34 protein-coding genes and 2 other RNA genes are annotated in these 25279 nt (G+C 66.5%); 16 read left to right on the top strand and 20 right to left on the bottom strand.

The window, feature by feature from the left end; genetic code table 11:
* Positions 1-46 precede the first annotated feature (46 nt).
* The 8 genes from pspA (at position 47) to AC0CH3_RS02045 (ending at position 3052) form a co-directional block, all read left to right on the top strand.
* Positions 47-712, top strand: a complete 666-nt coding sequence (pspA, locus tag AC0CH3_RS02080; RefSeq protein WP_056015655.1) for a phage shock protein PspA — start codon at positions 47-49, stop codon at positions 710-712.
* 1 nt (position 713) lies between these two features.
* Positions 714-1022, top strand: a complete 309-nt coding sequence (gene pspB / locus AC0CH3_RS02075; protein ID WP_354301674.1) for an envelope stress response membrane protein PspB — start codon at positions 714-716, stop codon at positions 1020-1022.
* Between the two features lies 1 nt (position 1023).
* On the top strand, positions 1024-1407 hold the full coding sequence (gene pspC / locus AC0CH3_RS02070) for an envelope stress response membrane protein PspC (protein WP_056015661.1): 384 nt from the start codon (positions 1024-1026) through the stop codon (positions 1405-1407).
* Positions 1408-1436: 29 nt separating this feature from the next.
* Positions 1437-1733, top strand: a complete 297-nt coding sequence (locus AC0CH3_RS02065; RefSeq protein ID WP_056015664.1) for a hypothetical protein — start codon at positions 1437-1439, stop codon at positions 1731-1733.
* Between the two features lie 11 nt (positions 1734-1744).
* On the top strand, positions 1745-2020 hold the full coding sequence (locus AC0CH3_RS02060) for a hypothetical protein (protein WP_056018633.1): 276 nt from the start codon (positions 1745-1747) through the stop codon (positions 2018-2020).
* A 22-nt stretch (positions 2021-2042) separates the two neighbouring features.
* On the top strand, positions 2043-2282 hold the full coding sequence (locus AC0CH3_RS02055; protein WP_465237513.1) for a hypothetical protein: 240 nt from the start codon (positions 2043-2045) through the stop codon (positions 2280-2282).
* 12 nt (positions 2283-2294) lie between these two features.
* On the top strand, positions 2295-2534 hold the full coding sequence (locus tag AC0CH3_RS02050; protein WP_056015670.1) for a hypothetical protein: 240 nt from the start codon (positions 2295-2297) through the stop codon (positions 2532-2534).
* Positions 2535-2644: 110 nt separating this feature from the next.
* Positions 2645-3052, top strand: a complete 408-nt coding sequence (locus AC0CH3_RS02045; protein ID WP_056018636.1) for a SufE family protein — start codon at positions 2645-2647, stop codon at positions 3050-3052.
* A gap of 33 nt (positions 3053-3085) precedes the next feature.
* Here the strand turns inward: AC0CH3_RS02045 and AC0CH3_RS02040 are convergent, their stop codons facing one another.
* A complete protein-coding gene (locus AC0CH3_RS02040; RefSeq protein WP_354301669.1) occupies positions 3086-3397 on the bottom strand; it encodes a (2Fe-2S) ferredoxin domain-containing protein in 312 nt (103 codons plus the stop codon).
* Positions 3382-3921, bottom strand: a complete 540-nt coding sequence (locus AC0CH3_RS02035; RefSeq protein WP_056015673.1) for a J domain-containing protein — start codon at positions 3919-3921, stop codon at positions 3382-3384. Before AC0CH3_RS02035 ends, AC0CH3_RS02040 begins: the two co-directional genes overlap by 16 nt.
* 216 nt (positions 3922-4137) lie before the next feature.
* On the opposite strand from AC0CH3_RS02035, the gene AC0CH3_RS02030 reads away from it, so the two are divergent.
* Together AC0CH3_RS02030 and AC0CH3_RS02025 are read left to right on the top strand one after the other, a co-directional pair.
* Complete coding sequence (locus AC0CH3_RS02030; protein WP_354301667.1) at positions 4138-5718, top strand: SulP family inorganic anion transporter; 1581 nt, start codon at positions 4138-4140, stop codon at positions 5716-5718.
* Positions 5715-6353, top strand: coding sequence for a carbonic anhydrase (locus tag AC0CH3_RS02025; RefSeq protein ID WP_056015678.1), 639 nt, complete (start codon positions 5715-5717; stop codon positions 6351-6353). Before AC0CH3_RS02030 ends, AC0CH3_RS02025 begins: the two co-directional genes overlap by 4 nt.
* 72 nt (positions 6354-6425) lie before the next feature.
* Here the strand turns inward: AC0CH3_RS02025 and rnpB are convergent.
* From rnpB to AC0CH3_RS01980, 9 genes are all read right to left on the bottom strand, one after another.
* An RNA gene (gene rnpB / locus AC0CH3_RS02020) (RNase P RNA component class A) lies at positions 6426-6815 on the bottom strand.
* Between the two features lie 11 nt (positions 6816-6826).
* The gene (locus AC0CH3_RS02015; protein WP_056015681.1) at positions 6827-7537 is read right to left on the bottom strand and encodes an N-acetylmuramoyl-L-alanine amidase; all 711 of its coding nucleotides are present in this window, start codon (positions 7535-7537) and stop codon (positions 6827-6829) included.
* 123 nt (positions 7538-7660) lie between these two features.
* On the bottom strand, positions 7661-8539 hold the full coding sequence (locus AC0CH3_RS02010) for a CheR family methyltransferase (RefSeq protein WP_354302089.1): 879 nt from the start codon (positions 8537-8539) through the stop codon (positions 7661-7663).
* Positions 8539-9666, bottom strand: a complete 1128-nt coding sequence (gene cheB, locus AC0CH3_RS02005) for a chemotaxis-specific protein-glutamate methyltransferase CheB (protein WP_354301664.1) — start codon at positions 9664-9666, stop codon at positions 8539-8541. The genes AC0CH3_RS02010 and cheB overlap by 1 nt, the downstream gene beginning before the upstream one ends.
* Positions 9667-9682: 16 nt before the next feature.
* Positions 9683-10048 (bottom strand): response regulator, encoded by a 366-nt coding sequence (locus AC0CH3_RS02000; RefSeq protein WP_056015683.1) that lies wholly within the window; start codon positions 10046-10048, stop codon positions 9683-9685.
* 76 nt (positions 10049-10124) lie between these two features.
* On the bottom strand, positions 10125-10556 hold the full coding sequence (locus tag AC0CH3_RS01995; RefSeq protein ID WP_354301662.1) for a chemotaxis protein CheW: 432 nt from the start codon (positions 10554-10556) through the stop codon (positions 10125-10127).
* Positions 10556-12904: a chemotaxis protein CheA gene (locus AC0CH3_RS01990; RefSeq protein ID WP_354301660.1), complete on the bottom strand. Its 2349-nt coding sequence runs from the start codon at positions 12902-12904 to the stop codon at positions 10556-10558. Before AC0CH3_RS01990 ends, AC0CH3_RS01995 begins: the two co-directional genes overlap by 1 nt.
* Before the next feature lie 98 nt (positions 12905-13002).
* Positions 13003-13647: a histidine phosphotransferase family protein gene (locus tag AC0CH3_RS01985; RefSeq protein WP_333994151.1), complete on the bottom strand. Its 645-nt coding sequence runs from the start codon at positions 13645-13647 to the stop codon at positions 13003-13005.
* Between the two features lie 89 nt (positions 13648-13736).
* The gene (locus AC0CH3_RS01980) at positions 13737-14129 is read right to left on the bottom strand and encodes a M67 family metallopeptidase (RefSeq protein ID WP_354301658.1); all 393 of its coding nucleotides are present in this window, start codon (positions 14127-14129) and stop codon (positions 13737-13739) included.
* A 17-nt stretch (positions 14130-14146) separates the two neighbouring features.
* Here AC0CH3_RS01980 and AC0CH3_RS01975 point away from each other — a divergent pair, with 17 nt between their 5' ends.
* Genes AC0CH3_RS01975 through mtgA form a run of 4 tightly spaced genes read left to right on the top strand, consistent with a single transcriptional unit; the run spans position 14147 to position 18002 of the window.
* Entirely contained in the window at positions 14147-15094 is a 948-nt protein-coding gene (locus tag AC0CH3_RS01975; protein WP_354301656.1) for an RluA family pseudouridine synthase, read from the top strand.
* Between the two features lie 51 nt (positions 15095-15145).
* Positions 15146-16048 carry an RNA polymerase sigma factor RpoH gene (gene rpoH, locus AC0CH3_RS01970; RefSeq protein ID WP_056015692.1) on the top strand — a complete coding sequence of 301 codons (903 nt, stop codon included), beginning with the start codon at positions 15146-15148 and terminating at the stop codon, positions 16046-16048.
* The gene (locus AC0CH3_RS01965; protein WP_354301654.1) at positions 16023-17321 is read left to right on the top strand and encodes a flavin monoamine oxidase family protein; all 1299 of its coding nucleotides are present in this window, start codon (positions 16023-16025) and stop codon (positions 17319-17321) included. Before rpoH ends, AC0CH3_RS01965 begins: the two co-directional genes overlap by 26 nt.
* 9 nt (positions 17322-17330) lie before the next feature.
* The gene (gene mtgA, locus AC0CH3_RS01960; RefSeq protein ID WP_333994158.1) at positions 17331-18002 is read left to right on the top strand and encodes a monofunctional biosynthetic peptidoglycan transglycosylase; all 672 of its coding nucleotides are present in this window, start codon (positions 17331-17333) and stop codon (positions 18000-18002) included.
* 39 nt (positions 18003-18041) lie between these two features.
* Here the strand turns inward: mtgA and AC0CH3_RS01955 are convergent, their stop codons facing one another.
* The 8 genes from AC0CH3_RS01955 to AC0CH3_RS01920 all read right to left on the bottom strand — a co-directional run bounded on the left by AC0CH3_RS01955 (position 18042) and on the right by AC0CH3_RS01920 (position 23518).
* Positions 18042-18365, bottom strand: a complete 324-nt coding sequence (locus tag AC0CH3_RS01955) for a YbaB/EbfC family nucleoid-associated protein (RefSeq protein WP_055878059.1) — start codon at positions 18363-18365, stop codon at positions 18042-18044.
* A complete protein-coding gene (locus tag AC0CH3_RS01950; RefSeq protein ID WP_465237512.1) occupies positions 18362-20056 on the bottom strand; it encodes a DNA polymerase III subunit gamma/tau in 1695 nt (564 codons plus the stop codon). Before AC0CH3_RS01950 ends, AC0CH3_RS01955 begins: the two co-directional genes overlap by 4 nt.
* Before the next feature lie 112 nt (positions 20057-20168).
* Positions 20169-20262: signal recognition particle sRNA small type (gene ffs / locus AC0CH3_RS01945), an RNA gene on the bottom strand.
* Positions 20263-20329: 67 nt separating this feature from the next.
* The gene (locus tag AC0CH3_RS01940; protein WP_056015704.1) at positions 20330-20566 is read right to left on the bottom strand and encodes a hypothetical protein; all 237 of its coding nucleotides are present in this window, start codon (positions 20564-20566) and stop codon (positions 20330-20332) included.
* A 79-nt stretch (positions 20567-20645) separates the two neighbouring features.
* Positions 20646-20969 carry a hypothetical protein gene (locus tag AC0CH3_RS01935; RefSeq protein WP_354301649.1) on the bottom strand — a complete coding sequence of 108 codons (324 nt, stop codon included), beginning with the start codon at positions 20967-20969 and terminating at the stop codon, positions 20646-20648.
* 139 nt (positions 20970-21108) lie between these two features.
* Positions 21109-21411 (bottom strand): 2Fe-2S iron-sulfur cluster-binding protein, encoded by a 303-nt coding sequence (locus AC0CH3_RS01930; RefSeq protein ID WP_443019264.1) that lies wholly within the window; start codon positions 21409-21411, stop codon positions 21109-21111.
* Positions 21408-22508 carry a cysteine desulfurase family protein gene (locus AC0CH3_RS01925; protein ID WP_354301647.1) on the bottom strand — a complete coding sequence of 367 codons (1101 nt, stop codon included), beginning with the start codon at positions 22506-22508 and terminating at the stop codon, positions 21408-21410. The genes AC0CH3_RS01930 and AC0CH3_RS01925 overlap by 4 nt, the downstream gene beginning before the upstream one ends.
* The gene (locus AC0CH3_RS01920) at positions 22505-23518 is read right to left on the bottom strand and encodes a cysteine desulfurase family protein (protein ID WP_354302087.1); all 1014 of its coding nucleotides are present in this window, start codon (positions 23516-23518) and stop codon (positions 22505-22507) included. The genes AC0CH3_RS01925 and AC0CH3_RS01920 overlap by 4 nt, the downstream gene beginning before the upstream one ends.
* 90 nt (positions 23519-23608) lie before the next feature.
* On the opposite strand from AC0CH3_RS01920, the gene AC0CH3_RS01915 reads away from it, so the two are divergent.
* A complete protein-coding gene (locus AC0CH3_RS01915; RefSeq protein ID WP_056015710.1) occupies positions 23609-24265 on the top strand; it encodes an alpha/beta hydrolase in 657 nt (218 codons plus the stop codon).
* 103 nt (positions 24266-24368) lie between these two features.
* Here the strand turns inward: AC0CH3_RS01915 and AC0CH3_RS01910 are convergent, their stop codons facing one another.
* The gene (locus AC0CH3_RS01910; protein WP_056015713.1) at positions 24369-24548 is read right to left on the bottom strand and encodes a hypothetical protein; all 180 of its coding nucleotides are present in this window, start codon (positions 24546-24548) and stop codon (positions 24369-24371) included.
* Between the two features lie 74 nt (positions 24549-24622).
* On the opposite strand from AC0CH3_RS01910, the gene AC0CH3_RS01905 reads away from it, so the two are divergent.
* Complete coding sequence (locus AC0CH3_RS01905; RefSeq protein WP_354301644.1) at positions 24623-25279, top strand: hypothetical protein; 657 nt, start codon at positions 24623-24625, stop codon at positions 25277-25279.

Here is a 25279-nt window from a genome sequence, read left to right as displayed (position 1 = left end):
GACGGCTCGACCAGAGCCTCGGGCCGATCCCTGGAGTAGGATTTACATGGGCATTTTTTCCCGCACTCGCGACATCGTCGCTGCCAACTTCGCCGATCTTATCGAGAAGGCCGAAGATCCGTCGAAGATGATCCGCATGATCATCCTCGAGATGGAGGAAACGCTGGTCGAGGTGCGCGCCTCCGCGGCGCGGACGATCGCCGACCAGAAAGAAATGCGGCGTCATATCTCGAAGCTCGAGCAGCTCCAGGACAACTGGACCGAGAAGGCCGAACTCGCGCTCAGCAAGGACCGCGAAGACCTTGCCAAGGCCGCGCTGGTCGAACGGCAGAAGGCGTTCGACATGGCCGATCAGCTGAAGGCGGAGATCGTCGTTCTGGACGATGCGCTGCGCGCGTCGGAAGAGGACATCGCCAAGCTGCAGACCAAGCTGCGCGAAGCCCGCACCAAGCAGAACGCGGTGCAGACCCGACTGGAGAGCGCGAACAACCGGACGCGGCTCCGCGAGATGTACAACGGCCCGAAAACGCACGAGGCGTTCAGCCGCTTCGACATTCTCGACCGCCGCGTCGACGAGGCCGAGGGCCGCGCGGATGCGATGGGGCTCGGGGTGGTCAAGACGCTGGAGGAGGAGATCGCCGAACTGCGCAGCAACGACAAGGTCGATGCCCAGCTCGCCGCCCTCAAGGCGCGCCTGAAGAAGGAAGACTGAGATGGAAGACGTCGTTGTACCGCTGATCGCGATCACCTCGATCTTCATCGGTCTGCCCTGGGTCATCCTGCACTACATCACCAAATGGAAGCAGGCGCCGCGGATTACCGAAGAAGATGAGCGCCTGCTCGACGAGCTGCAGATGCTCGCCCGCCGCCTCGAGGACCGGGTGATGACCGTCGAACGGATCATCGCCGCCGACAACCCCGACTGGAAGCCCGGGATCACGAGCCAGACCCATTCGCCCTATCGGATCGACCGCGACGAGATGAAGCGCGACCTCGATCAATCGTTCAACCGGAGGAACTGAAATGTCCGCCAGCCGCACCAAGTTCTACCTCGACAAGCAGAATGCCAAGTACAAGGGCGTCTGCGCCGGGATCGCCGACTATACAGGGGTCGATGTCCTCTGGGTCCGTGTCGCGATGGTCCTGCTGACGTTCGCCGGCGGGTTCCCCTGGACGCTGATCGCCTATTGGCTGGTCGCGTGGATGGGCGAGGCCAAGCCGTACGGACTGTACGAAACGCCGGACGATGCGAAGTTCTGGCAAGGCGTGCGATCCAACCCGAAGCGCTCGACCGCCGAGGTCCGCAGCAAGTTCCGCGATATCGACCGCCGGCTCGCCGACATCGAGACGCACTATACCAGCCGCTCGAGCAACAGCCTCGCAGCAGAGATCGACAGCCTGCGCTGAGACGCGGGCGGGGTTGAGGGAGACGAACAATGAGTTGGGGTGGACCGGGCTTCGTCATCGCGATCATCGCGATCTCGACGGTGGGATGGGTAATCAACAACTGGATCCGGGCAAAGCATGGCTATGCGCTGGAAGACGAATGGAGCGGCAAGACGCACCGTGGCGATCCCGATGGCGAGCGCAAGGTACAGCTGCTCAGCACCGAGAACGAGCGGCTGACCGGCCAGGTCTCGCGGCTCGAGGAACGGATCGCCGTCCTCGAACGCATCGCCACCGATCCCGCGGAGCGTACCGCCCGCGAAATCGAAGCACTCCGCAACCGTTGAAGGGTACGAAGATGAACGGGTTCACGATCTTCATGCTCGCGATCATCTGCGTCGGCCTGCCGGTCACGCTCGGGATCGGCAGCGAGATGTTCAAGCGCTGGTTGAAGCACAAGGAAACGATGTCGACCGCGCTGACGGCGCAGACCGCGGAAAAGGCGGCGCAATATGCCGCCCACACCGAACGCCTCGAACAGCGCGTACGGGTGCTCGAACGGATCGTGACCGATCGCGGCATCGCCCTGTCCAGCGAAATCGATCTGCTCCGCGACGAGCGGCCCCTCAACTAGACGCGTAAGCAGGAGAAATCCGATGAATCCCTTTACGATGGTCGTCTGCATCGTCCTGATCGTGGCGGTTTCGAAAGTCCTCAGGGCGAAATACCGGGCGCAGGGCTCGCTGATCAACCCGGCGGACACCGGCGACACGCTGCGGCTGCGCGAGGAAGTCAGCCAGATGAAACAACGCATCCAGGAGCTGGAGCGCGTGATCACCGACAATCACAAGAGCGTCGACCTCGATCGGGAGATCGAGCGGCTTCGCGACCGCTAGGAGGAGGCGGACATGACCGAACCTAACATCTACATCACGCTGGCCCTGACGAGCCTCGCGGGACTTGCGATGATCGTCGCGGCGGGGCTTGCCGGCTGGCGGGGTTGGCTTTCGCTCCGGCGGATGGAACTCGACCACGCGCACGACACCGGAATGCCCGTCGCGGTATCGACCGGCGCGCGGATCGAGATCGCCGACCTGAAAGAGCGTATCAAGAAACTTGAGGCGATCGCCGCCGGGGTGGATCTGTAGGACTCACCCCGTCGCGCCTCGGCGGCTGCCCGATCGGCCAACCGGGCGATTGCGTCAGACGCGAGGTTACGATGGTTGCGGCCGACATGACGCCGGGGTACCGCAGCGCAATGCCCGACCTTTCCGCTATCCATGAGGAATATGACTTCCTCGAACCCGACGATCGCTACCGTCTGCTGATCGATCTCGGGCGCGATCTCGAACCCATGCCGGACGCGCTGAAGACCGATGCGACGCTGGTCCGCGGATGTTCGGCCTCCGTGTGGGTATACCCGACCAAGACCGACGATGGCCGCCTCCACTTCCTTGCGGACTCGAACGCTGCGATTACCAAGGGGATCATCGCGCTGGTGCTCCAGACCGTCCAGGATCAGGCCCCTGCGACGATCGTTGCGACCGACATCGGCGACGCGCTCGCACCGTTCGACCTGAGCAAGCAGCTCAGCTCGAACCGGACGCAGGGCATCCCGAACATGATCGCGCTGATCCGCGAGACGGCCGAGCGTTATGCCGCCTAGCGCAATGCCTCGGCCGGCGGCGGATCGTCGACTTCAGTCCTGCGCAAGCATCGCCACGACTTCGCGCGCTTCGGTCCCGGCCGGCACCAGCATCCAGTGCCCCGGCCGCGCGCCGTCGATCATCACGACGGCGTTTTTGGGGCAGACCCCCAGGCACTTGACCTCGACGACGCCGCGATCGGCCTTGCGTCCCTTCTTCACCCCAAATGCGGTCCGCAATAGCTTGGCAAGCGGCGTCCGGTGCTTGTCGCCAAACCCGCCGTCGAGCTTCTTCGAACATTTGCCGCACACGAGCACGCTGCCCTGCCAGCGGCTCGCGAGCACGCGGATCACACCGGCTTCCACGTCCGTGCATCCTCGGCCGCGCGCAGCACCTCGTACGCCGCCTGCACGCCCTGGAACCGCGTCGCGGCATCCTTGTCGCCGGGGCGAACATCGGGATGGTTGGCCTTCGCCATCCGCCGCCACGCCGCGCGAACGTCCTCGAACGTCGCATCGGGCTCGAGCTGCAACACTTCCAGCGCGCGCATCTCGTCACGCGACCGGCTGCCGTCACCCGACCCTGCCCAGGCATAATGTTTGGGGTCGGCATACCCGTCCGCCGTCCGCGTTTCCGCCGCCTCGCGCTCGGCGGCTTCCTCCGCGCTCAAGCCTTCGAAATAATTCCACCCGCGATTATACTCGCCTGCATGCTCCATGCAGAAATACCAGCGATCGGGGCTGTTCGGCGATTTCGGCGCGGGACAATTGCCGGGCTCGTTGCAACCATGCCGGTCGCACAGCCGCACCGTCGTCGCCTCGCTGCTCGAGCCATAGCCCCGCCACCGCGGAAAGCCCCAGTCGGACGTACGTGTCGTGCTTCGCGCCATAGCGGCCCGAGATAGGCGTCTGCGCCGACAACGCAACCGCGCCCGTCCGCAAACTTGCCCTGCATCACATACCGTGCATCACATACCGCCCGGCCACTTGACGCTTGAGTTGGCGTACCTTCATCGCGTATCAAGATGAACATTTTGTCATCTGGCATGGGATGAAGCGTCCATTCCGGTCGCATCCCGGCTGACACCATAGCGACTGGAACACCGGTGACGTCACTCATCCCGAAGCTAACGACCTGGCGGGCAGATCTTCCGGCCTCGATCGTCGTCGCGCTCGTCGCATTGCCGCTATGCCTCGGCGTTGCGCTTGCGTCAGGCGCACCCTTGTTCGCAGGGCTCATCTCGGGGATCGTCGGCGGTATCGCCGTCGGCCTCTTCTCGAAATCGCCGCTTTCGGTCAGCGGCCCCGCGGCGGGCCTGACGGTGATCGTGCTCGCCGCGATCGAGAGCATGCCGAGCTATCAGATGTTCCTGCTCGCGGTCGTGCTCGCCGGTGTGCTCCAGCTCGCCTTCTCGCTGACCCGCGCCGGGATCCTCAGCGAATTCGTCCCCTCGTCGGTGATTACCGGCATGCTGGCGGCGATCGGCCTGATCCTCATCCTCAAGCAGATCCCGCATGCCGTCGGCTTTGACCGCGAGGCGGAGGGGATCTTCGAATTCAGCACCGCCAACGGCGCGAACACCTTCACGCGCATTCTCGACAGCCTGTCGGCCAGCACCACCCCCGGCGCGATCCTGATCGCCGGGATCAGCCTCGCCTTCCTGTTCTGGTGGGACGGCGCGAAGCCCAAGACCGGGCCACTGCGGTTCGTCCCGGGCCCGCTCGTCGTCGTGCTGATCGGCGTGATCGGCAACGTGCTCCTCGGCGCACTCAAGCCCGAGTGGCAATTGCAGGCCACGCATCTCGTGCAGGTCCCCATCACGCAGCGGCTTTCCGAATTTCCGTCGCTCTTCACGCTGCCCGACTTCTCCGGGATCGGCCTCGGCATCGTCTGGACCACCGCGATCACGCTCGCGATCGTCGCCAGCCTCGAGTCGCTGCTGAGCGTCAAGGCCGTCGACGAGATCGACCCGCGGCGTCGCTCGACCGACAAGAACTGGGAGTTGTTGGCGCAGGGCGGCGGCAACATCATCTCCGGCATGATCGGCGGGCTTCCCGTCACATCGGTGATCGTCCGGTCGTCGGCCAATGTCGACGCGAAGGCCGAGAGCAAGCTGTCGACGATGCTCCATGGCTTCTGGCTGTTGATCAGCGTGGCGTTGATCCCCGCCGTGCTCAACCTCATCCCGTTGTCGGCGCTGGCTGCGGTGCTGATCGCGACGGGCTACAAGCTGACCAAGCCGAAGCTCTTCATCGAGCGCTACAAGCAGGGGTGGACGCAGTTCATTCCGTTCGTCGTCACCGTCGTCGCGATCCTGTTCACCGACCTGCTCGAGGGCATCATCATCGGCATCGTCGTCGGCTTCGTGTTCGTGATCGCGCGGAACTTCCGTACGGCCATCACCTTCGCCTGCGATGGCGACGACTGCCTCGTCCGCGCGCGCCGCAACCTGTACTTCATCCACAAATATGAACTGCAGAAGTCGCTCGACCGCGTGCCCGACAACACGCAGGTGCTGATCGATCTGTCCTCGACCAGCTATGTCGATCTCGACAATATCGACATCATCAACGCGTTCATCAAAGGCGCGGTCTATCGCGGCATCACGGTCAGCTTGCGCGGGGACATCGCCGGCAAGCGCGCCGCGCTGATCAACGCGCCATCGAGCGAGGTTCTTTACACATGAGACGCTACAAACAGCTCCTGCTCGCCAACAAGGCATGGGTCGCCGAGCTCACGGACGAGAACCCCGAATTCTTCAGCCGGCAGACGCTCGGCCAGCGGCCCGAGTTTCTCTGGATCGGCTGCTCGGACAGTCGCGTCAGCCCCGAACAGATGACGATGACCCAGCCGGGCGGGATGTTCATCCACCGCAACATCGCCAATCTCGTGAACGAACACGACCTGAACCTGATGTCGGTGCTGCAATATGCGGTCGACGTGCTGAAGGTGAAGCATGTGATCGTCTGCGGTCATCATGGCTGCGGCGGTATCAAGGGCGCGTTTCACGGCGGGACGGAAGGCCCGGTCAACGAGTGGCTCGATACCGCGCGTCAGGTGCTCGATGATCACCGCGACGAAATCGACGCGCAGCCCGACGCGGAGGCCAAGGTGAACCGTTTCGTCGAGGTCAACGTGCGCGACCAGCTGGTTCGCCTCGCGCGGACCAAGACCGTGCAGGACGCGTTCGCCAGCGGCCAGGAACTCGCGCTTCACGGATGGGTCTACGACATGCGCGACGGCCATATCAAACCGCTGATGGAGATCGCGTCGGACACGGTGCTCGACGAGATCGGCCGTCCGGCCAAGGTCCTCGTCTAACGGCGCCGCCGTCGCTCCGACCGCGCGACGGCGGCCCTGCCCCACGCCGCTGGCCGGGGCAATGCGGGAAACGGTGCCAGAGGGTCTGTAAGCCGGGTTCTGTCCATTCCCGATCCTTCGATACGGAAGTTAGGCGACCATTCCTCTAGGACGACGGTTGCCCGTCGCCTCAAGCAATCAACCCGGGTGACGAGCTGAAACGAAGCCCATGCGCCACCCCTATTCGATCTTGCTCCCGGTGGGGTTTGCCGTGCCGCCCCTGTTACCAGGCGCGCGGTGCGCTCTTACCGCACCCTTTCACTCTGACCGCCCCGGCTTGCGCCGAGGGTTGGCCGTCTGCTCTCTGTGGCACTGTCCCTAGGGTCGCCCCCGCCGGGCGTTACCCGGCACCGTCGTTTCGCGGAGCCCGGACTTTCCTCGCGGATGCCAATACAACACCCCCGCGGCCGCCCGACCCTCTGGCGCGACGATCCCTAATCGTCACCCATCGGTTTGGGAAGCAGCAAAGCGAGCAGGATGCAGCGGCATTCGGCATCGATCTCGCCATCGACCAGTTCGGGGCGGAAACGCCGCTGGAACGCCATGATCGCCGCCATCCGGTTTTCGACATCATAGCCGAAGCGTTCGAGCGCCAGGCAGAAGCCCGCCTCGGTCCAGCCCGGATCCATCAGGTTCTTCGTCGGCCGCGGCAAGGCGAGGCGGCGGCGCGCGAGTTCATGCCACGGGAACAGCTCGCCGGGGTCGCGCTTGCGCGTCGGCGCGATGTCCGAATGGCCGACGATGTTGCCGCGTGTGATCTCGTGCCGGTCCTTGATCGCCGCGACGAGCGGGAGCAACGCAGCGATCTGCTCGGCGGGAAACGGGCGATAGCCGAATTCATGCCCGGGATTGACGATCTCGATGCCGATGCTCGCCGAATTCACGTCGTCGATGTCGCGCCAGTGCGAGCGCCCCGCATGCCAGGCGCGCTTGTCCTCGGCCACCATCCGCAACACGGTGCCGTCCTCGTCGATCAGATAATGCGACGAGACCTTGGCGTCGGGATCGCGCAACCGGGCGATCGCCGACGGGCCGTCCTGCATTCCGGTATAGTGCAGCACGATCATGCTGATAGGCAGCGTGCGGTCGTCGAAATTCGGTGACGGCGTCTCGATGATCGTCAAGCGAGCTTCCCCTCCAGCCATGGCAAGCGGGCAGCATGCAGCCCGCTTGCGTCGGCAATAGCGTCAACCGATCGCCGGCGTAATAGCGGAAAAGCCATCCGCCACCATCGGATGCGAGCCAGGCGATGCTGGCACTGGTCCGGCTCAGGCGGCGGCGCGACCGGCGGTCAGCGTGGTCGACCCGGGGGGCGGCGTCTCGTAGAACCCGCGAAAGCGCTTGCTCGGCTCGAACGCGGAGGTCTGGCCGATCACCGTCTCGCCCGCCCCCATGACGAGCAGCCCGCCCGGACGCAACGCCCGCGCGATCGTCGCGAACACCTGCCGTTTCGTATCGGCCGCAAGGTACAACAGGACGTTGCGGCACAGCACGACATCGAACTGCCCCGACGGCGCCGGATCGGCGACGAGGTTGAGGCGCCGGAACGTCACCATCTTGACCAACTCCGGTTTGGCGACCCAGTCGCTGCCATCGCCGTCGAACCACCGCATCATCCGCCGGATCGGCAGGCCGCGCTGGATCTCGAACTGCGTGAACCGCCCGGCACGCGCGCGCGCGATCGCCGCTGCGGAGACATCGGTCGCGACGATCTCGGGTATCGGCGCGCCGGTCTGCTCGTGACGTTCGGCGAACAGCATCGCCAACGACAGCGGCTCCTGACCCGTCGCGCAGCCCGCGCTCCAGATACGGACGGCGCGCCCCTTGGCCTCCGCGTCGGCGATCGCCTCGACGAGCGATTCGAACACCAGCGCATCGCGGTAGAACGAGGTCTCCTGGTTGAGCAGCGCATCGACGATGCGGTCGCCGATCACCCGGTCGCTGCCCTCGAGCAGTTGCGTGACGAGCTGGTCGAGCGTGTCGAGCTTGCGATCGCGCAGCAACGGCTTCAGCGCGGTGTCGAGCCGCCATGAGCGATAGGCCGAGATCTGCTGGCCGGTACGCGCTTCGAGCAGCGCGGTGAGGACGTTGGTCGCAATCTGCGACACGGGGCTTGCCTCGGATCGGCTGGCGGGTGGTCCGGACATCATGGCCGACGCCGCATCGCGACGAGGCGGCCGATCGCATCGGGCGCAAGGACGGCGTCGGCGAGTCCCGCAGCGACCACGGCACCCGGCATGCCCCAGACCACCGAGCTCGCCTGGTCCTGCGCGAGGATACAGCCGCCCGCATCGCGAACATGCTGCGCCCCCTCCGCCCCGTCGCGCCCCATGCCGCTCAGCATGATCGCGAGCGCGCGCGAGCCAAACACCTCTGCGACCGATCGCAGCATCGGATCCACCGAAGGCAGGCATCCATTCGCAACCGGCTCGTGCAGCAGCCGGATCGCCGCGCCGCTGCCGGGCAGCGTGACGCACCGCAGATGCGCGTCGCCGGGGGCGACGATCAACCGCCCGGGACGGATGCGCAGGCGATCCGTCGCCACGTCGCATGGCCGCCCCGACAGTACCGCCAGCTGCGCCGCAAAATAGGGCATGAACGATGCGGGCAGATGCTGGGTGATCAGGATCGGCAGGCGGAACGATACCGGTAACGCGCGCAGCAGTGCGCTGAGCGCGTGGATCCCGCCCGTCGACGCACCGATCGCGATGATGTCATAATCGTCCGACGATCCGGGGCGCTCGGTTGGCTCATTTATGCTCGTCGCGAGGCGGGGGCTGATGCCCGACCGGCTTGCCGGTCGCAGCGACAGCGGCGAGGGTGTGTCGGCAATCGTTTCGGACAAGCGTTCGAGCGTCTCGACCAGTGCGCTGGCGAACCGTCCCGACATCCCCGTTGCGCCGGGCTTGACCAGCGTTTCGGCTGCGCCCAGCGCGAGCGCCTGGACCGCGGCGACGCCGCCCTCGGTCGCGGACGACGAGACGATCACGACCTTAGCCCCGGCGCCCGCCTCGATCAGGTCGGGCAAGGCGGTGAGGCCGTCGACGCCGGGCATCTCGATATCGAGCAGGATGAAATCCACGCTCGCGCCGCTGAGGAACTGCAGCGCGGCCGCGGCATTGGCGACGGCACCGACCACGGAAAACTGTTCGCTCGCGTCGACCAGCCGCGCCATCACCGCGCGGGCCACGACCGAGTCATCGACGATCAGGACTCGCGACGCCCGGTCCACCGGCGCCTTGAGCACAGGCGTGAAGGGCAGCGAAACGGCCACGGCGTCGCCTCCCCGATCAGGCCATGCCGACGATTTGCAGTTTGGATTCGAGCGTATCGCGATCGAAGGGCTTCATCACATATTCGTCGGCGCCCGCCTCGATCGCGGCGCGGATATACGCCATGCCGTTCTCCGTCGTGCAGAACACCACCTTCGGCCGATGGCTCAGGTCGCTCAGCCGCAATGCGCGCAGGAAATCCATCCCGCTCATCACGGGCATGTTCCAGTCGAGCAGGATGACGTCGGGCACGGACGCCATGCACGCTTCGAGCGCCTCGCGACCGTCACAGGCCTCGCTGACGGTAAAGTTGAGCGTCTCGAGGATATGGCGTGCGACCTTGCGGATCACCTTAGAATCATCGACGACAAGACAGGTCTTCATGGAAAGCCTTCCAGGGGTGATCGTGACGCCAGTCTTAGCCGGCAAAGCGTAAGGACAGGGTTAAGGCGCCGGGTCGTCAGGCAGCGGATTGCAACGCGGACACCGGCAGGATCGTCGCCAGGTCGAGCACCAGCAACGGCTCGCCATCCCGTTCGACGAGCCCGGTCGCGGCACTTGCCCAGCCATGGTTGAGCGCGAGCCCGGACGACAATGGCAGGCGTTCGAACGGCGCGACGTCCTCGAGCGAATCGACCAGGATCGCGTAATGATGGCCATCGACCTGCGTGATGACCGCGCGTCGTGCCGCGGCGGGCGTCGGCGCGAGACCGAGCGCCGTGCCGGTGTCGATCACCGTCACCACCCGGCTGCGCAAGGCGGCGAGCCCGCGCACCGACGGCTCGGCGAGCGGGACCGCGACGACGTCGCCGATATCGACGACCGATGCGACCTGGTCGGCAGGAATCGCGACGCCGCGCCCCGCGATATGCGCGATAAGGAACAGTTCCATCAGCCCCGTCCCCCGATCGCGGTCGTGGTTGGCCATGCCATGCGCACCGGCGGCACCACCGGGTCCGCCATCATCCGTCGCGCGATCTCCTCGATCAGCGCGGGCCGGTCATAGCGATAGATGCTGCCGTCGTCGGCGCCCGCACCGGTACGATTGCGCCGCAGCGTGACGACCGGCGCGACGCGCGGCTCGATCGTTGCATCGTCCATCGCCAGCACGATCGCCGCCGTCTCGTCGACGCCGAGCCTGGTCACGCAGCGATAGCCCGAAGCCTCGAGCGCGGGCGTGAGGAAGGTTTCCATCCACCCGCTGCCGTCGCTGTGCAGCAGGCATACCGGCCGCGACGCGTGTCGCACGGGCTCGCTCGCGAACAGCGCATAGGGGTCGACGACCTCGACCTGTTCGCCCGCGATCATCACGACACCCGCGATCGGCCCGGTCCCGCGCGCCGGCGCGATGTGGGCCGGCAGCGTCACGATCTCGATCGCCTCGGCAATCGCATAGGCCATCTCGCTGTCGCCGTCGGTCAGCCGCAGGACCGCGACCTCGGTCCGGTCGGCCAGATCGCCGACCATATGCAGCGGAATGATCGCCTCGCCGACCGCCAGCCGCATCGCACCCGCGCTCCAGCAGATCGACGCGGTCGGAACCGGCTCGACCCGGTCGATCACGGCCAGCGCAAGGACCCGGCGGTGGCCGTCAAGATCCTCGAACAGCAGCGCCGCAATCCCCGGCGCGACATCCTCCGCATCGACTGTGTCCGCAATCGTGATGGGCGCGAACCGCAATCCGGCTGCCGCCGCGATCCCCGCCCCGTCGAGCAGCAGCATCGGCAGCCCACTGTCGGGCAGCGTCTGCCCCGCATAGACTCCCGTCGCCATGACCTGCGGCGACGCCGGCTTGACGACGAGTTCCTCGGTATCGAGCACGTCGTCGACGCCCAGCGCATAATCGCCTTCGCGCGTCGACACGATCACCAGCGTTGACGGGTCGCCGATGCCGAGCCCGAACAGCGCGCCAAGCGACACCAGCGGCATCCGACGGCCACGCACCGACACGGCGACCGCATCGCCGATCGCATCGATCCGCACCTGGTCGCCGCGTACCTTGACGATCTCCTCGATCGACTGGCGCGCCAGCGCGAACCGCTGCGTGCCGACGCCGACGATGATCGTCGACAGGATCGACAGCGTCAGGGGAACGTGGATGACGATCCGCAGCCCCTTGCCCGGCTGGTTGGTCAGCGCGATCCGGCCGCCGGTCTGCTCGATGTTCGCGCGCACCACGTCCATGCCGACCCCGCGACCCGATATCGCGGTGACCGCGTCGCGGCTGGACAATCCGGCCTCGAAGATCAAGTCGAGCCTTGCCGCATCGTCCATCGCGGCGATCTGCGCATCGGTCCGCAGCCTGTGTTCGCGCGCCTTTGCGACGATGCGCTCGACGTCGATACCGCGCCCGTCGTCTTCGATCTCGACGAGAATCTGGTTCCCCGCCTGCCGTGCAGACACCAACAGCCGCCCGCTGGCCGGTTTGCCCGCGGCCAACCGATCCGCCGGCATTTCGATCCCGTGATCGACCGAGTTGCGGATGATGTGCGCGAGCGGATCGCGGATCAGCTCTATCATCTCGCGGTCGAGTTCGACGTCCGATCCCTCGATCGTCAGGCTGACCGTCTTGCCGAGCTCGGCCGCGGTGTCACGGACCATGCGTGGCAACGCCGAGAAGAGCGCCTCGATCTTCTGCATGCGCGTCCGCGTCACCGTGTCGCGCATGTCCGCGACCGTCAGCGACAGCCGCTCGAGTGCCGCCTCGACATGCGGGTCCCCCTCGGTATCGCGCAGGCGTCGTGCCAGCTCGTTGCGCGCCAGCACCATGTCCGACATGCCGCTCATCATCCGGTCGAGCAGATCGACGTTGAGCCGCACGCTCCGACTCGCGGTGCGGACCGCGACATGCGCGGAATGCGTCGCGGGGGCGGCGTCGGGCGCCAGCGCGGCAATCAGCAGGTCCTCGCTCGAATCGTCGAGCGCCATCCCGCCGTCGATCGCCTCGACGAGGTCGCCGATCCGATCGACGATCGCCAGCACCGCGTCGACCAGCGCGGTATCGGGAACGCGCTTGCCCTCGCGGACCGCCATGAGCACGTCTTCCGCCGCATGGCTGAGCCGTCCCAGCCGCGGCAGGTCGAGAAAGCCGCAGCTTCCCTTGACGGTGTGCACGAACCGGAAGATCGCATCGAGCCTCGCGCGGTCGTCGGGCGCGGCTTCCCACGCCACGATCTCGCCCGAAAGCGCCTCGAGCGTCTCGCGCGTCTCTGCAATGAAGTCTTGTAGCAGATCGTCCATGCGGGCCCCGAAACGCGTTGTCGGGACCGTCATGCCGTACAGGGGTTAAGGCGCCGTTAGCTTCGTGCCGCTCCGGCGCCGGACCGCACGCCCCTCACCTAGCGGGCGTTGAACACCGCGCCGAAGATCATGACGCCTTCGTCGGGCTCGAATACCTGCATGCTGCCCCCCGATTCGGTGACGAGCGCATGCACCATATAGGCGGCGGCGGCGCGCGGCGTGACCTCGTCGCTACCCTGCCCTTCGATCAGCGTGCGGCGGATCTCCGGGTCGAGCACGAGCCGCGCGCCCTCGACCTTGACCACGATCTCGAGATGGCCGGCATTGTCCTCGCCGCCGATCTCCATGCGCCCACCGCGCACCAGCGACTCGCTTGCGATCAGCACGAGGTTGAGCAGGACCTTGATCGCCGCCTTCGGCATCGTCGGCACCTCGACGACCCAGTCCAGCTCGATCCGCTTGTTCTCGCCGATCAGCCCCTCGATCGCCGCACGCGCCTCGCGCGTGGCGACCTCTTCGCCAAACCCGCCCGCGGCCCCGAAGGCCAGACGGAAGAATTTCAGCTTGCTTGCCGATACCCGCGCGCTGTCCGCGAGCAATTCCATGCACCGCGCGCGCATCGCGGGATCGGTTTCGTCCGCCAGCAGCTCGAGCCCGTTGTTCAACGCCCCGATCGGCGACAACAGGTCGTGGCACAGTCGCGAACACAGCAGGCTGGCAAAGTCGACCGGGCTGACAGTCATCGAAATCCCCTCGTGATATCACGCTGTTCTGGCGCGCATGGCCGAAGCTGGCAAGGCCGATAACCCGGTCGATCCCACGCATGTCCGGGTCACTTCATGACGATATCGACCTCGACGAAGCACCCCGGCTCGTCCGACCGCCACGCACGCGCCGATCCACCGCCTATAATGACCCAGACGGCGCCGTCCCCCATCGCCTGCGCGGCATCGCGGGCGGAGGGGATCGCCAAGCCCGAGGGGTGCGAATGATAGTGACCCACGACTGCCGGACCGCCCGCACGTGACCGCCGGTGCGCCGCGATCAGCGCCTTCGGGGCTATCTCGAACGTGCGCGCCGGATCAGCGGCGACGTTTGCGCATGGCTCGACCGCGTCGATCCTGTCGCGTGCGCCGAACAGCAGTCCACAGACCTCCGCATCGGGTGACGCGCCGGCATGACGAAGCAATTGCTGCAGCATGCTGCTTGAAATCGTTACGCTCATCGCCACATCGCTACCGCATGGACCGGGGGGTTTCCACGATTGAAGCGCGCATCGCGGACACGGCTCATGGCTGGCGGCTTGACCGCGCGCTCGCCGATGCGGTCCCGACGCTGTCTCGCGAGCGGCTCAAGACGCTGATCGCTGCGGGTGCGGTATCGCATGACGGGCAGCCGTGGCGCGAGACATCGAAGAAAGCCGCCGCCGGTCAGCTCTTCGCGATCGCCGTCCCCGCCCCCACGCCGCTCCACAACGAGGCGCAGGCGATCCCGCTGGTCATCGCCTATGAGGACGACGATCTCATCGTGATCGACAAGCAGGCGGGACTGGTCGTCCACCCCGCGGCTGGCAATTTCGACGGTACGCTCGTCAACGCGCTGCTGCATCACTGTGCGGGCAATCTGTCGGGGATCGGCGGCGTTGCGCGGCCGGGCATCGTCCACCGCATCGACAAGGATACCTCGGGACTGATGGTTGCGGCGAAGACCGATCGCGCGCATGAGGGCCTGGCACGACAGTTCCACGACCACAGCATCGATCGACGCTATCGCGCGATCGTCGGCGGGACCCCGCGGCCCGCCGCGGGGACGATCGACGCACCGCTCGCGCGTAGCCCGCAGAACCGCAAGAAGATCGCGATCGTCCAGGGCGGCAAGCGCGCGGTAACCCACTTCACGACGCTGCAGCCGCTGCGCGATGCCGCGCTCGTCGAATGCCGGCTGGAGACCGGACGCACACATCAGGTCCGCGTCCATATGGCGTCGATCGGCCACGCCTTGCTCGGCGACCCTGTTTACGCTAAGGTAAAGTCCACTCACAAGACAGTGATCGAAACGCTCGGTTTCCGGCGCCAGGCCTTGCACGCGGCCTATCTCGGGTTCATCCATCCGGTGAATAATACCGCTTTGGCGTTTGAAAGCAGGATGCCTGCGGACATGCAGGAACTGTTCAGTCAGCTTCACGTATAGATAGTGGGCCTGCCGCAGTGCGGTATAGGCTCGTAGAAAGGGAAGACGAAAATGGCAGCCCGCTCCAACGTTCCAGCGACCATTCCCGCGCTCGGCAGCGAAGCGGGGCTCAATCGCTATCTCGCCGAGATCAAGAAATTTCCGATCCTGCAGCCCGAGCAGGAATATATGCTCGCCAAGCGCTTCCAGGAGCATGGCGATACCGATGCTGCAGCGCAGTTGGTCACCTCGCATCTGCGTCTCGTTGCGAAGATCGCGATGGGGTATCGCGGCTACGGCCTGCCGACGTCGGAGCTGATCTCCGAGGGCAATATCGGCCTGATGCAGGGTGTGAAGAAGTTCGAGCCGGAGCGTGGCTTCCGCCTCGCGACCTATGCGATGTGGTGGATCCGCGCGTCGATCCAGGAATATATCCTGCGCAGCTGGTCGCTCGTGAAGATGGGCACCACCGCCGCTCAGAAGAAGCTGTTCTTCAACCTGCGCCGGATGAAGAGCCGCCTCGACGCATTCGAGGACGGCGATCTGCGTCCCGAACACGTCACCAAGATCGCGACCGATCTCGGTGTCGCGGAAACCGACGTCGTGAGCATGAACCGCCGCATGGCGATGGGGGGCGATACCTCGCTCAACGTGCCGATGCGCGAGGACGGCGACGGCCAGTGGCAGGATTGGCTGCAGGACGATGCACCGCTGCAGGACAAGATCGTCGCCGACGCGCAGGAAGCGGATGTCCGTCACTCGATGCTGGTCTCCGCGATGGACGACCTCAACGACCGTGAACAGCATATCCTGACCGAACGCCGCCTCACCGACGATCCGAAGACGCTCGAGGAGCTGTCGCAGGTGTATGGCGTATCGCGCGAGCGTGTCCGCCAGATCGAAGTCCGTGCCTTCGAAAAACTGCAAAAGGCGATGATGCGTATCGCCGGTGAAAAGCGCCTTCTGGCAGCGTGACGTGATACGCACCGTCGTCGTTGGCGGCGGTGCGGCTGGCATCGCTGCCGCACGGACGCTCCACGATGCGGGACACGAAGTTCTGCTGCTGGAGGCAAGCGACCGGCTCGGAGGTCGTGCGCGCAGCCTTTCGCTAGGTCCCTCGGTTTCAGGCCGGAGCACTGCTCCACCCGCGCACCCCGGGTCCGCACCCTACACCGTCGATGCGGGCTGTGGCTGGCTCCACTCGGCGCAGCGCAATCCGTGGACGCGCATCGCAGAAGCGTCGGGGTTCACCGTCGACCGTTCCGACGCGAACTGGCGCAGCCAATGGCGCGATCTGGGTTTCCCGCCCGAGGATCAACGTGCATCCGCCAAGGCTTACCTCGCCTGGAACGAACGCGCGCTTGCCGCCCTTGACGGCCCCGACCGGCCGCTGTCGGATTTCATCAGCGCTGATGACCCATGGCGCGCGAAGATCGACGCGATTTCGGGATACGCCAACGGCGCCAACCTGTCCAAGGTCTCGCTGCATGATTGGGCAGCGTATGAAAATGCCGCGTCCGACGACAACTGGACCGTGAAGCAGGGCTACGGCACGCTCGTCGTCAGCCACGGCGCTGATCTCCCGACCCACCTCGACACGCCGGTAACGCGCATCGATCACAACGGTCGCTGCCTCAGCCTCGATACGCCAACCGGGCGAATCGAAGCGGACCGGGTCATCGTCTGCGTCCCGACCACCGTGCTCGCCACGTCGCGGATCGTGTTCGACCCGCCGCTACCCGACAAGCACGCCGCCGCCGCCGACCTGCCGCTCGGCCTCGCCGACAAGGTGTTTCTCCATGTCGATCGCCCCGAATGGCCGGCAAACGCGCATCTCGTCGGCAATGCCTATGCGGCCTGTACCGCGAGCCACCGTCTTTCGCCGTTCGGCTGGCCGATCGTCGAAAGCTTCCTCGGCGGCGATTGTGCCGAGATGCTCGAAGACGGCGACGCCGCGGCGTTCGCGATCGACGAACTCGTTGGCCTGCTCGGCAGCGATTTTCGGCGTCGCGTTCACCCCCTCGCCACGACCCGCTGGCGCCACGAACGCTGGATCGGCGGCAGCTACAGTCACGCGCGGATCGGTCGCGCAGGCCAGCGCGCAGTGTTAGCCACACCGGTCGACGGCCGGATCTTCTTCGCGGGTGAAGCCTGCCATTCCCACGATTTCTCGACCGCGCACGGTGCGTATGAAACCGGCGTCGCGGCGGCACGCGCGATCATTGGCGACGACGCGACGATCGCATAAGACGCGCCGATGGGCTTTCTTCGCATCCTCGCCAAATTCGCGTTCGTCTTCGTCGTCGTGACGGTCGCCTGGGTCGGCCTCTATCGTTTCGTCCCCCCGCCCTTCACCTTCACGATGATGGGTGATGTCCTTTCGGGGCATACCGTCACGAAGGACTGGATGCCGCTGTCGGAAATGGATCCCGACATGGCACGCGCAGCCATTGCAGGTGAAGACTCACGCTTCTGTTCGCACAACGGCTTCGATTTCAAGGCAATCGCCGGCGCCGCCGCGCGCAACGCGCGGGGTGGGCGGATCCGCGGTGGCTCGACGATCAGCCAGCAGACCGCGAAGAACGCATTCCTGTTCCAGGGCGGCGGCTATGTCCGCAAGGCGTTCGAGGCCTATTTCACCGTCCTGATCGAGGCGATGTGGCCGAAGCGGCGGATCATGGAGGTGTATCTGAACATCGCCGAGACCGGGATCGGTACCTATGGCGCCAATGCCGGCGCGATCCGTTATTTCAATCACGACGCATCGCGGCTGTCGCCAACCGAGGCGGGCCGGATCGCCGCCGTCCTCCCGCTCCCCAAGAAGCGCGCGGCAATCGCCCCCCGCGGGTTCGTCCGCAAACACGGCAACACGCTGTCACGCCGCGTTTCGACCGTCCGCAGCGAAGGTCTCGACGGCTGCCTCCGATAGGGACAGCCGCCGGGACAATTTCAGTAATAGGCTAGGCGATCAGAACGGCAGCTTGAAACCTGGCGGCAGCTGCAGACCGCTGGTCATCTTCGACATCTCGGTTCCGGAGACCGCGTCGGCCTTGGCACGCGCGTCGTTGAACGCCGCGGTCAGCAGATCTTCGAGCATCTGCTTCTCGCTTACCTGAATCAGCGAATCGTCGATCGCGATGCCGATGATCCGGCCCTTGGCCGACGCCTTGACCTTGACGAGGCCGCCACCGGATGCGCCTTCGACCTCGATCGTGTCGAGATTGGCCTGCGCCTTTTCCAGCTCACTCTGGACGTTCTGCGCCATGGCGAGGATTTCATCGATATTCTTCATGCGTTGCTCCTTTGACCCGGCCACGATTCGAGCTTGGCGTCCGGAAACGCTGCCACCGCGGCCTTCATGATGGGGGATTCGAGAATGGCTTGGCGCACCGCGTCGTCCGCTGCGTCCTGCGCTTCACGCAACGTCGGCGCGCCGGGTGCATCGACGATCGACACCTTCCACGCGGTCCGCGTCACCGTCTTCAACAGCGTGTTGAGCTCGGCAAGCGTGTCCGCCGATATCGGCCGGCTGCCGCTGAGCGTGATCTCGGGGGGTGCATAGCCGACGATCCGCGCGCCGTGCCGCAATCGCGCCGCGATCGCGAGGCCACCCGATTCGTCGAGCAGGTCGACCAATGCCTCGAACGTCGGCGGCAGGATCGGGCCGGTTGCGACGGGCTCGGGAGCAGGTGTCACCGCAGCGGCATTCCACGGCGGCGCTTCGCCCGCCCCCGCAGGCGCCGGTGGCGGCGCAGCCGGCGCTGCGGTCGCGACGGGCCCGCCATTCGCGATCTGCCGCGCGAGCTCGCCGGGATCGGGCAGCGTCGACGCATAGATCGCACGCAGAAGCGCCATTTCCGCCGCCTCGATCGGCAGCGCCGCCTTGGCGACCTCGTCATGTCCCTTCAGGAACAGCTGCCAAAGTCGGTGCAACGCGGGATAGGACAGGCTCGCCGCCCAGTCCTCGCGCGCGGCACGTTCCTCGGCGGGTTGCGCCGCGTCGATCGGCGTCCCGACCTTGGTCAGCGTGATACCGTGGACGGTCTCGAGCAGCGAGCGCAACACCGACAGCGGATCGACGCCATAGTCATATTGCCGCCGCATCGAGGCGAGCGCCGCCGCGCCATCCCCCGCAAGAACCAGCGTCAGCAGGTCGCGCACCGCGCCGCGATCCGACAGGCCGAGCATCTGCCGTACCGCATCCGCGGTCACGCCCGCGCCGTCGAGACTCCCATGCGCGATCGCCTGGTCGAGGATCGAAAGACCGTCGCGCGCCGACCCCTCCGCCGCGCGCGCGATCAACATCAGCGCCTCGGGCTCGGCGACGACGCCTTCCTCGCGCGATACCCAGTCGAAATGCTTTGCAAGCTGTTCCGCCGAGATCCGCCTGAGGTCGAACCGCTGGCAGCGCGACAGCACCGTCACGGGTACCTTGTTGACCTCGGTCGTCGCGAACAGGAATTTCACATGCGCCGGCGGCTCTTCCAGCGTCTTCAGAAGCGCGTTGAACGCGTTCTTCGACAGCATGTGGACTTCGTCGATGATGTAGATCTTGAACCGCGCGGTGACCGCCGAATAGCGCGACGCGTCGATGATCTCGCGCACGTCGTCGACGCCCGTGTGGCTCGCGGCGTCCATCTCGATCACGTCGATATGGCGTCCCTCGGCGATCGCGCGGCAGGGCTCGCACACGCCGCACGGGTCGATCGTCGGGCCGCCCTGCCCGTCGGGACCGATGCAGTTGAGCGCCTTGGCGATCAGCCGCGCGGTCGACGTCTTGCCGACCCCGCGCACGCCGGTCATCAGGAACGCATGCGCCAGCCGGTCGCGCTTGATCGCGTTGCCGAGCGTCTGCACCATCGCATCCTGCCCGATCAGTTCGGAAAAGGTCTGAGGACGGTATTTGCGCGCGAGCACGCGGTAGGCGACATCCGCCTTGGCGGCCGGCTGCGGGGGTTCGCCCAGGTCGAAGGGATCTGACATTGCGCTCGATATAGGAGGTTTGGGTCGCGCTGTCGAAGGGCTAGCGAACCCTTTCTGTTCCCTCACGGTCGGGAAGGCGGTTTGCCAGGCTCAGGGCGCCGTGCGGCATTCGCGGTGGGAGCCGGGACGACCCGGAGCGAAATCGTTGTGGCTGCTTCCTTCCGGACCTGACCAAGTTGGCGACGACCCCGTCCGCCCGACTCCCGCGGCGCATATGGCGGGGTCGGGCGGGATGATCAAGCGTTTGCTGTGATCACCGGGCTGCCGGGTCGTTCAGCGGCTGACGCGGACCGTGCGGCAGACGCGCTGGCGGTGATGATTGCGCACGACATTGCGGCAGACCTGACGCGTCCGCGTGCGATGACGAACGCCCGGACGGCTATCGTTGTGACGAACGACGGTACGCTCATGAACGACCGTCCGTTGCGCCGAGGCCTGCGCCATCATGGCAGCAGGCGCGAACCCGGTGAACGCGACAAGACCGGCGGCGGCGAGTGTAAGCAACTTCATGAGAGTCTCCTGATCGGCCGGAAACGTGAGCGATCCTGACCTATGCGCACAACTCGCTGCCGTTCGTTACGGTTCCGTATCAGCGACGGAAGCAGCGACGCACCGGCCCGTAATAGCCGCGCTGGATCCGACAGACGACGCGCGAGCGCCCGTAACCGCGCGGACCGCCATAGCCATAACGACGGCGATACCCGCCGCGCGGCCCATGATAGCCGCCGCGATACCCCCGATACCCGCCGCGATACCCGTCATAGCGATGACGCGGCCCATGCCAGCCGCGACCGCCATGACCATGACCACCGCGCGGCCCGTCCCATCCGTGACGCTGCGCGTCTGCAGGCGCCGGGGTGACCAGCGTTCCGGCCGCCAGCGCGCCGGCAGCGAAAAGGGCTAATATTTTCATGATGATACTCCTCTCATGCCCGAAGGTAAGGCCCCGTACACTGGGGCGATGGAGGCATAATCATCTTGGCGCGCTGGACACTCCCTGAACCGCGTGTTGCGGATTTGTAAGGTTCGCGGTTCAACCCTGGCCAGTGCCGTCAGGGGATCTGCACGGTCAGCCCGTCGAGCGCCTCGTCGAGCCGGATCTGGCAGGCGAGCCGGCTGGTCCGCGTCGCGCCGGGGGCGAGGTCGAGCATGTCCTCCTCGTCCTCGCTCGCCGGGGGCAGCCGCGCGAAATCGTCGGGATCGACGATCACGTGACAGGTGGCGCAGGCGAGCTGGCCCTCGCACGTCCCCTCGAGCGGCTGGCCATCGGCCTGCGCCGCATCGAGCAAGCGGTCACCCGGGACGGCGACGACGGTACGGATGGTCCCGTCGCGAGCGACGAAGCGGACGTTCATGGCCATTGCGTCCGGGCTGCGGCGGCAATCGCATCGACCGCGTCGCGCAGTTCCGCCTCGCCGGTATAGCGCCCGAAGCCCAGCCTGATGCTCGATCGCGCCTGCGTCTCGCTCAGCCCGATCGCACGCAGGACATGGCTCGACCGCCCCGAACCGCTGGCGCAGGCCGATCCTGCCGAGAATGCGATGTCGCGCAGGTCGGACATCAGCCGGTTCACGTCGAGCCCGTCTCGACGGACGTTGAGGTTCCCGTGATAGCGGTTCGCGACCGCGCCGCCGCCCGTCGCACCGTTGATCATCCATCCCGGCCCGAGTCTCTCGACCGCCAGCGTCCAGAGCCGCTCGGCATGCGCGGCATCGGCGTCGCGACGATCGACCATCAGCCGCGCCGCCATGCCGAACCCCGCGCACAATGCGGGGGATAGCGTCCCCGAACGCCCCGGCGCTTCCTGGCCGCCGCCATGCAACAGCGGCGCGAGAGCGACGCCGTCGCGGATCCAGAGCGCGCCAATGCCTTTGGGCCCATGGATCTTGTGCGCGGAGATTGCGACGAGATCGACCCCGTCGGGGATCGCGACCCGACCATAGCCCTGCACCGCATCGCACAGCAGCAACGCGCCCGCATCGTGCGCGGCGTCGGCAAGCGCGGCGATCGGCTGGATCACGCCGATCTCGTTGTTGACCAGCATCGCGGCGACCAGCCCGGGACGGATGGCCTCGCGTGCGACGTCGGGGTCGATCCGGCCGTCGGCACCGACCGGAAGCACGCTCACGTCGCGCGCTCCCGGCCCGGTGCCCACCGTAGCGACGGTGTCGAGCACGGCGGCGTGTTCGCTCGACAGCGTGACGATCGCGCCGGTGCTGCCCTTGATCGCCCAGTTGAGCGCCTCGGTCGCGCCGCTGGTGAACGCGACCCGGCCACCCGATGGCAGCAACGCCGCGATCTGGTCGCGAGCCGTCTCGACGGCCGCGCGCGCACGGCGGCCCTCGCGGTGGGCCGAATGCGGATTGGCATGCTGCGATTCGAGCCAGGGCAGCATCGCGGCGAGTGCTTCGGGCGCGAGCGGCGTGGTCGCCTGGTAATCGAGATAGGTCATGCGGCGCGCACCACGTCGCGGGCGATTGCCGCCCACGCCCTGGCGAAGCGCGCGACGTCATCCGGCGTGGTGGTCCAGCCGAAGCTGACGCGGACGATCTCCGCGGCGACGTCTGGCGTATAGCCCATCGCTGCGAGGACATGGCTTGGCCGCATGCTCCCTGACGAACACGCGCTGCCCGCCGACACCGCAAACCCGGCCATGTCGAGCCGGATCAACTGCGCCGCCGAACTGACACCCGGCATCCGGTAGGCGGCGATCGTCGCGATCCGCGGCGAGCCCGGCGCGACAACCTCGCCGCCCGCGGCAATGATCGCGGCATCGAGATCGGCGCGAAGCTGCTCCATCCCGGCGACCCAGTCGCGCGGTGCCTCGAGCGCGGCGGCAAAGCCCAGCGCGCCGGGCAGGTTCTCGGTCCCGCCGCGATAGCCGCGCTCCTGACCGCCCGTCGGTTCGATCGTCCCCACATCGCGCACCAGCAATGCGCCGATCCCCGGTGGTCCGCCCAGCTTGTGCGCGGACACGATGACGATATCGGCATCGGGCAGCGGCAGCTTGCCCGCGGTCTGCGAACAGTCGGCGATCCGGAACCCCGCGACATGGGGCTGCACGACACCCGTCTCGCTGTTGGCGGACTGGAGCGCGATCGCGGCCGGGGACGAATCCTGTGCGACGACGCGCCCGCCCCTATCGACCCCGAGCAGGACCGGCTGCTCGGCGACGCGCAGGACCGCATCATGCTCGATCGCCGCCAGCCCGATGCCGGTTCGCCCGCGCAGCGCGATCGCCGCGGATTCACTCGCGCCGCTCGTCAGGATCACATGGTGCGGCCAGCCCAGCGCGGCTGCGATTCGCCTGCGCGCATCCTCAAGCGCTGCGCGTGCCGCGCGCCCCTCGGCGTGCGGCGACGACGCATTTGCCCAGCGCGTCATCCCCTCAATCACCGCCGCGGTCGCCTCGGGGCGCATCGGCGTGGTCGCGGCATGATCGAGGTAGATGCGGGACAGGATCGGTTCCAATTGCGAAAAGAGGCGTGTGGCCTATATAGCGCGCATAGCCCGGCACTCCACCCGAGTGCGTATTCCAGCTCGCGAGTGCTCATGCCAGAAGTCATTTTTCCCGGCCCCGAAGGCCGTCTCGAAGGTCGATTTGCTCCGGGGCCGCGTCCGCGCGCGCCCGTCGCGATGATCCTCCACCCGCATCCCTCGGCTGGCGGCACGATGAACAACGCGATCGTGCAACAGCTCTACAAGACCTTCCAGCGCCGCGGCTTCGCGACGCTGCGGTTCAATTTCCGTGGCGTCGGAAAGAGTCAGGGCGTGTTCGACAACGGCGTCGGCGAACTGTCCGATGCGGCAAGCGCGCTCGACTGGGTGCAGAGCTTCCATCCCGAGGCGCAGACGACATGGATCGCAGGCGTGAGCTTCGGCGCGTGGATCGGCATGCAGTTGCTGATGCGCCGCCCCGAGATTCGCGGCTTCATCTCGATCGCACCGCCGGCCAATCTGTATGACTTCACGTTCCTTGCCCCGTGCCCGTCGAGCGGGATCATCATCCAGGGCGAAGGCGACGAGGTCGCGACACCGGGCGCCACGCAGAAGCTCGTCGACAAGCTGCGTACGCAGAAGCACATCACGATCCATCACGACACGATCCCGAAGGCGAACCACTTCTTCGAGCATGAAATGCCGCAGCTGATGGGCAGCGTGGACAAGTATCTCGACATGCGTCTCGACCCCAACTCGCCGATCAGGTGAACGCTGCCGACGTTTAGACGAGGGGCGTCAGGCGGACCGGTTCCGCGGACGCCCCCGTCCACCGCGCGACGTGCGGCGCGTTCTCGCCAGCGCAGGTGGGGCGTTAGAGCGTCCAGATCGCCACATTGGCAAGCAGCACGGCCGCCATCACCAGCATCAGCACGCCCTTGGTGCGGTCGCGTTTCTTGACGATGAGCACGACTCCGCCGACCAGGCAGGCGAACATCCCGAGCATCGCAATTGCGGGCGCGGCGGCGGCGATCGTGACGAGGGCAGCGTTCATGCCCCGTGTTAGACACAGGCGCGGCGATAAGGAAACCGGCTCGCCGCATTGACTCGGGCGAGCACGAAAATAGCATGGCGATCGTCCATCCGGACATGGGAGCCGTAATGCCGATCCTCATCGCCCTAGTCGTCGCGCAGGCCGCCCCAGTCGCTGCCGGTCGGAAGCCCCCGCTCGCCGCCCCGACGCCCGCGAACTGCCGGTACGACAAGCCCGCGATGCTCGCGCTCGACGAACGTGCCTTCGATCAGACGATGTCCGGCGGCTGGCGCGCGCTCGCGTCGGCCGGGTGCGACCTCGCCGCGGCCGACGCGATCCAGGCGTGGCGCGCGGCGCATGGCGGCGAGCCGAGAACCGCCGGGTTGCTCAACTGGCACGAAGGTCAGCTGCGCGCCAATGCCGGCCAGACGGCCCCGGCGATCGCGTTGTTCGAAACCGCACGCAAGGCTTCCGCCGAAGATGCCGCGTTCGGCTGGAACCTCTATGTCGACGGCAGTATCGCCTTTCTGCGCAGGGATCTTGCGGGTCTCGATGCCGCGCGCGCCAGACTGGCGGCATTGCCGCGACCGCCCGGCTACGCGCCGGTCGGCGTCGACGGAAAGCCGCGCGCCTTTGCCTGGCCGATGAACCTCAACATCCTCGACGGGCTCGTCGCCTGCTGGAACCGCGGCTACAAACAGGCCTATGCCTGCGCGAAACCGGCGGTCCGCACGTTGCCGACCACTGGTTGA

Source organism: Sphingomonas sp. AC449 (genome assembly GCF_979253475.1).
Note: the sequence above shows the minus strand (reverse complement) of the source record. Positions and strands in the feature narration are given on the sequence as shown.

Coding starts and splice junctions, on each gene's coding strand:
- AC0CH3_RS02015 (WP_056015681.1), bottom strand. CDS start 7,537: ATGGCTGGAGGGGAAGCTCGCTTGACGATCATCGAGACGCCGTCACCG.
- AC0CH3_RS02045 (WP_056018636.1), top strand. CDS start 2,645: ATGCCCGACCTTTCCGCTATCCATGAGGAATATGACTTCCTCGAACCC.
- AC0CH3_RS01975 (WP_354301656.1), top strand. CDS start 14,147: ATGGACCGGGGGGTTTCCACGATTGAAGCGCGCATCGCGGACACGGCT.
- AC0CH3_RS02025 (WP_056015678.1), top strand. CDS start 5,715: ATGAGACGCTACAAACAGCTCCTGCTCGCCAACAAGGCATGGGTCGCC.
- AC0CH3_RS01925 (WP_354301647.1), bottom strand. CDS start 22,508: ATGACCTATCTCGATTACCAGGCGACCACGCCGCTCGCGCCCGAAGCA.
- AC0CH3_RS01955 (WP_055878059.1), bottom strand. CDS start 18,365: ATGAAGAATATCGATGAAATCCTCGCCATGGCGCAGAACGTCCAGAGT.
- mtgA (WP_333994158.1), top strand. CDS start 17,331: ATGGGCTTTCTTCGCATCCTCGCCAAATTCGCGTTCGTCTTCGTCGTC.
- AC0CH3_RS02035 (WP_056015673.1), bottom strand. CDS start 3,921: ATGGCGCGAAGCACGACACGTACGTCCGACTGGGGCTTTCCGCGGTGG.
- AC0CH3_RS01990 (WP_354301660.1), bottom strand. CDS start 12,904: ATGGACGATCTGCTACAAGACTTCATTGCAGAGACGCGCGAGACGCTC.
- AC0CH3_RS02065 (WP_056015664.1), top strand. CDS start 1,437: ATGAGTTGGGGTGGACCGGGCTTCGTCATCGCGATCATCGCGATCTCG.
- AC0CH3_RS01915 (WP_056015710.1), top strand. CDS start 23,609: ATGCCAGAAGTCATTTTTCCCGGCCCCGAAGGCCGTCTCGAAGGTCGA.
- AC0CH3_RS01980 (WP_354301658.1), bottom strand. CDS start 14,129: ATGAGCGTAACGATTTCAAGCAGCATGCTGCAGCAATTGCTTCGTCAT.
- rpoH (WP_056015692.1), top strand. CDS start 15,146: ATGGCAGCCCGCTCCAACGTTCCAGCGACCATTCCCGCGCTCGGCAGC.
- AC0CH3_RS02000 (WP_056015683.1), bottom strand. CDS start 10,048: ATGAAGACCTGTCTTGTCGTCGATGATTCTAAGGTGATCCGCAAGGTC.
- AC0CH3_RS01905 (WP_354301644.1), top strand. CDS start 24,623: ATGGCGATCGTCCATCCGGACATGGGAGCCGTAATGCCGATCCTCATC.
- AC0CH3_RS01935 (WP_354301649.1), bottom strand. CDS start 20,969: ATGAAAATATTAGCCCTTTTCGCTGCCGGCGCGCTGGCGGCCGGAACG.
- AC0CH3_RS02060 (WP_056018633.1), top strand. CDS start 1,745: ATGAACGGGTTCACGATCTTCATGCTCGCGATCATCTGCGTCGGCCTG.
- AC0CH3_RS01910 (WP_056015713.1), bottom strand. CDS start 24,548: ATGAACGCTGCCCTCGTCACGATCGCCGCCGCCGCGCCCGCAATTGCG.
- pspA (WP_056015655.1), top strand. CDS start 47: ATGGGCATTTTTTCCCGCACTCGCGACATCGTCGCTGCCAACTTCGCC.
- pspC (WP_056015661.1), top strand. CDS start 1,024: ATGTCCGCCAGCCGCACCAAGTTCTACCTCGACAAGCAGAATGCCAAG.
- AC0CH3_RS02055 (WP_465237513.1), top strand. CDS start 2,043: ATGAATCCCTTTACGATGGTCGTCTGCATCGTCCTGATCGTGGCGGTT.
- AC0CH3_RS02050 (WP_056015670.1), top strand. CDS start 2,295: ATGACCGAACCTAACATCTACATCACGCTGGCCCTGACGAGCCTCGCG.
- AC0CH3_RS01930 (WP_443019264.1), bottom strand. CDS start 21,411: ATGAACGTCCGCTTCGTCGCTCGCGACGGGACCATCCGTACCGTCGTC.
- AC0CH3_RS01940 (WP_056015704.1), bottom strand. CDS start 20,566: ATGAAGTTGCTTACACTCGCCGCCGCCGGTCTTGTCGCGTTCACCGGG.
- AC0CH3_RS02010 (WP_354302089.1), bottom strand. CDS start 8,539: ATGTCCGGACCACCCGCCAGCCGATCCGAGGCAAGCCCCGTGTCGCAG.
- pspB (WP_354301674.1), top strand. CDS start 714: ATGGAAGACGTCGTTGTACCGCTGATCGCGATCACCTCGATCTTCATC.
- AC0CH3_RS01950 (WP_465237512.1), bottom strand. CDS start 20,056: ATGTCAGATCCCTTCGACCTGGGCGAACCCCCGCAGCCGGCCGCCAAG.
- AC0CH3_RS01995 (WP_354301662.1), bottom strand. CDS start 10,556: ATGGAACTGTTCCTTATCGCGCATATCGCGGGGCGCGGCGTCGCGATT.
- AC0CH3_RS01985 (WP_333994151.1), bottom strand. CDS start 13,647: ATGACTGTCAGCCCGGTCGACTTTGCCAGCCTGCTGTGTTCGCGACTG.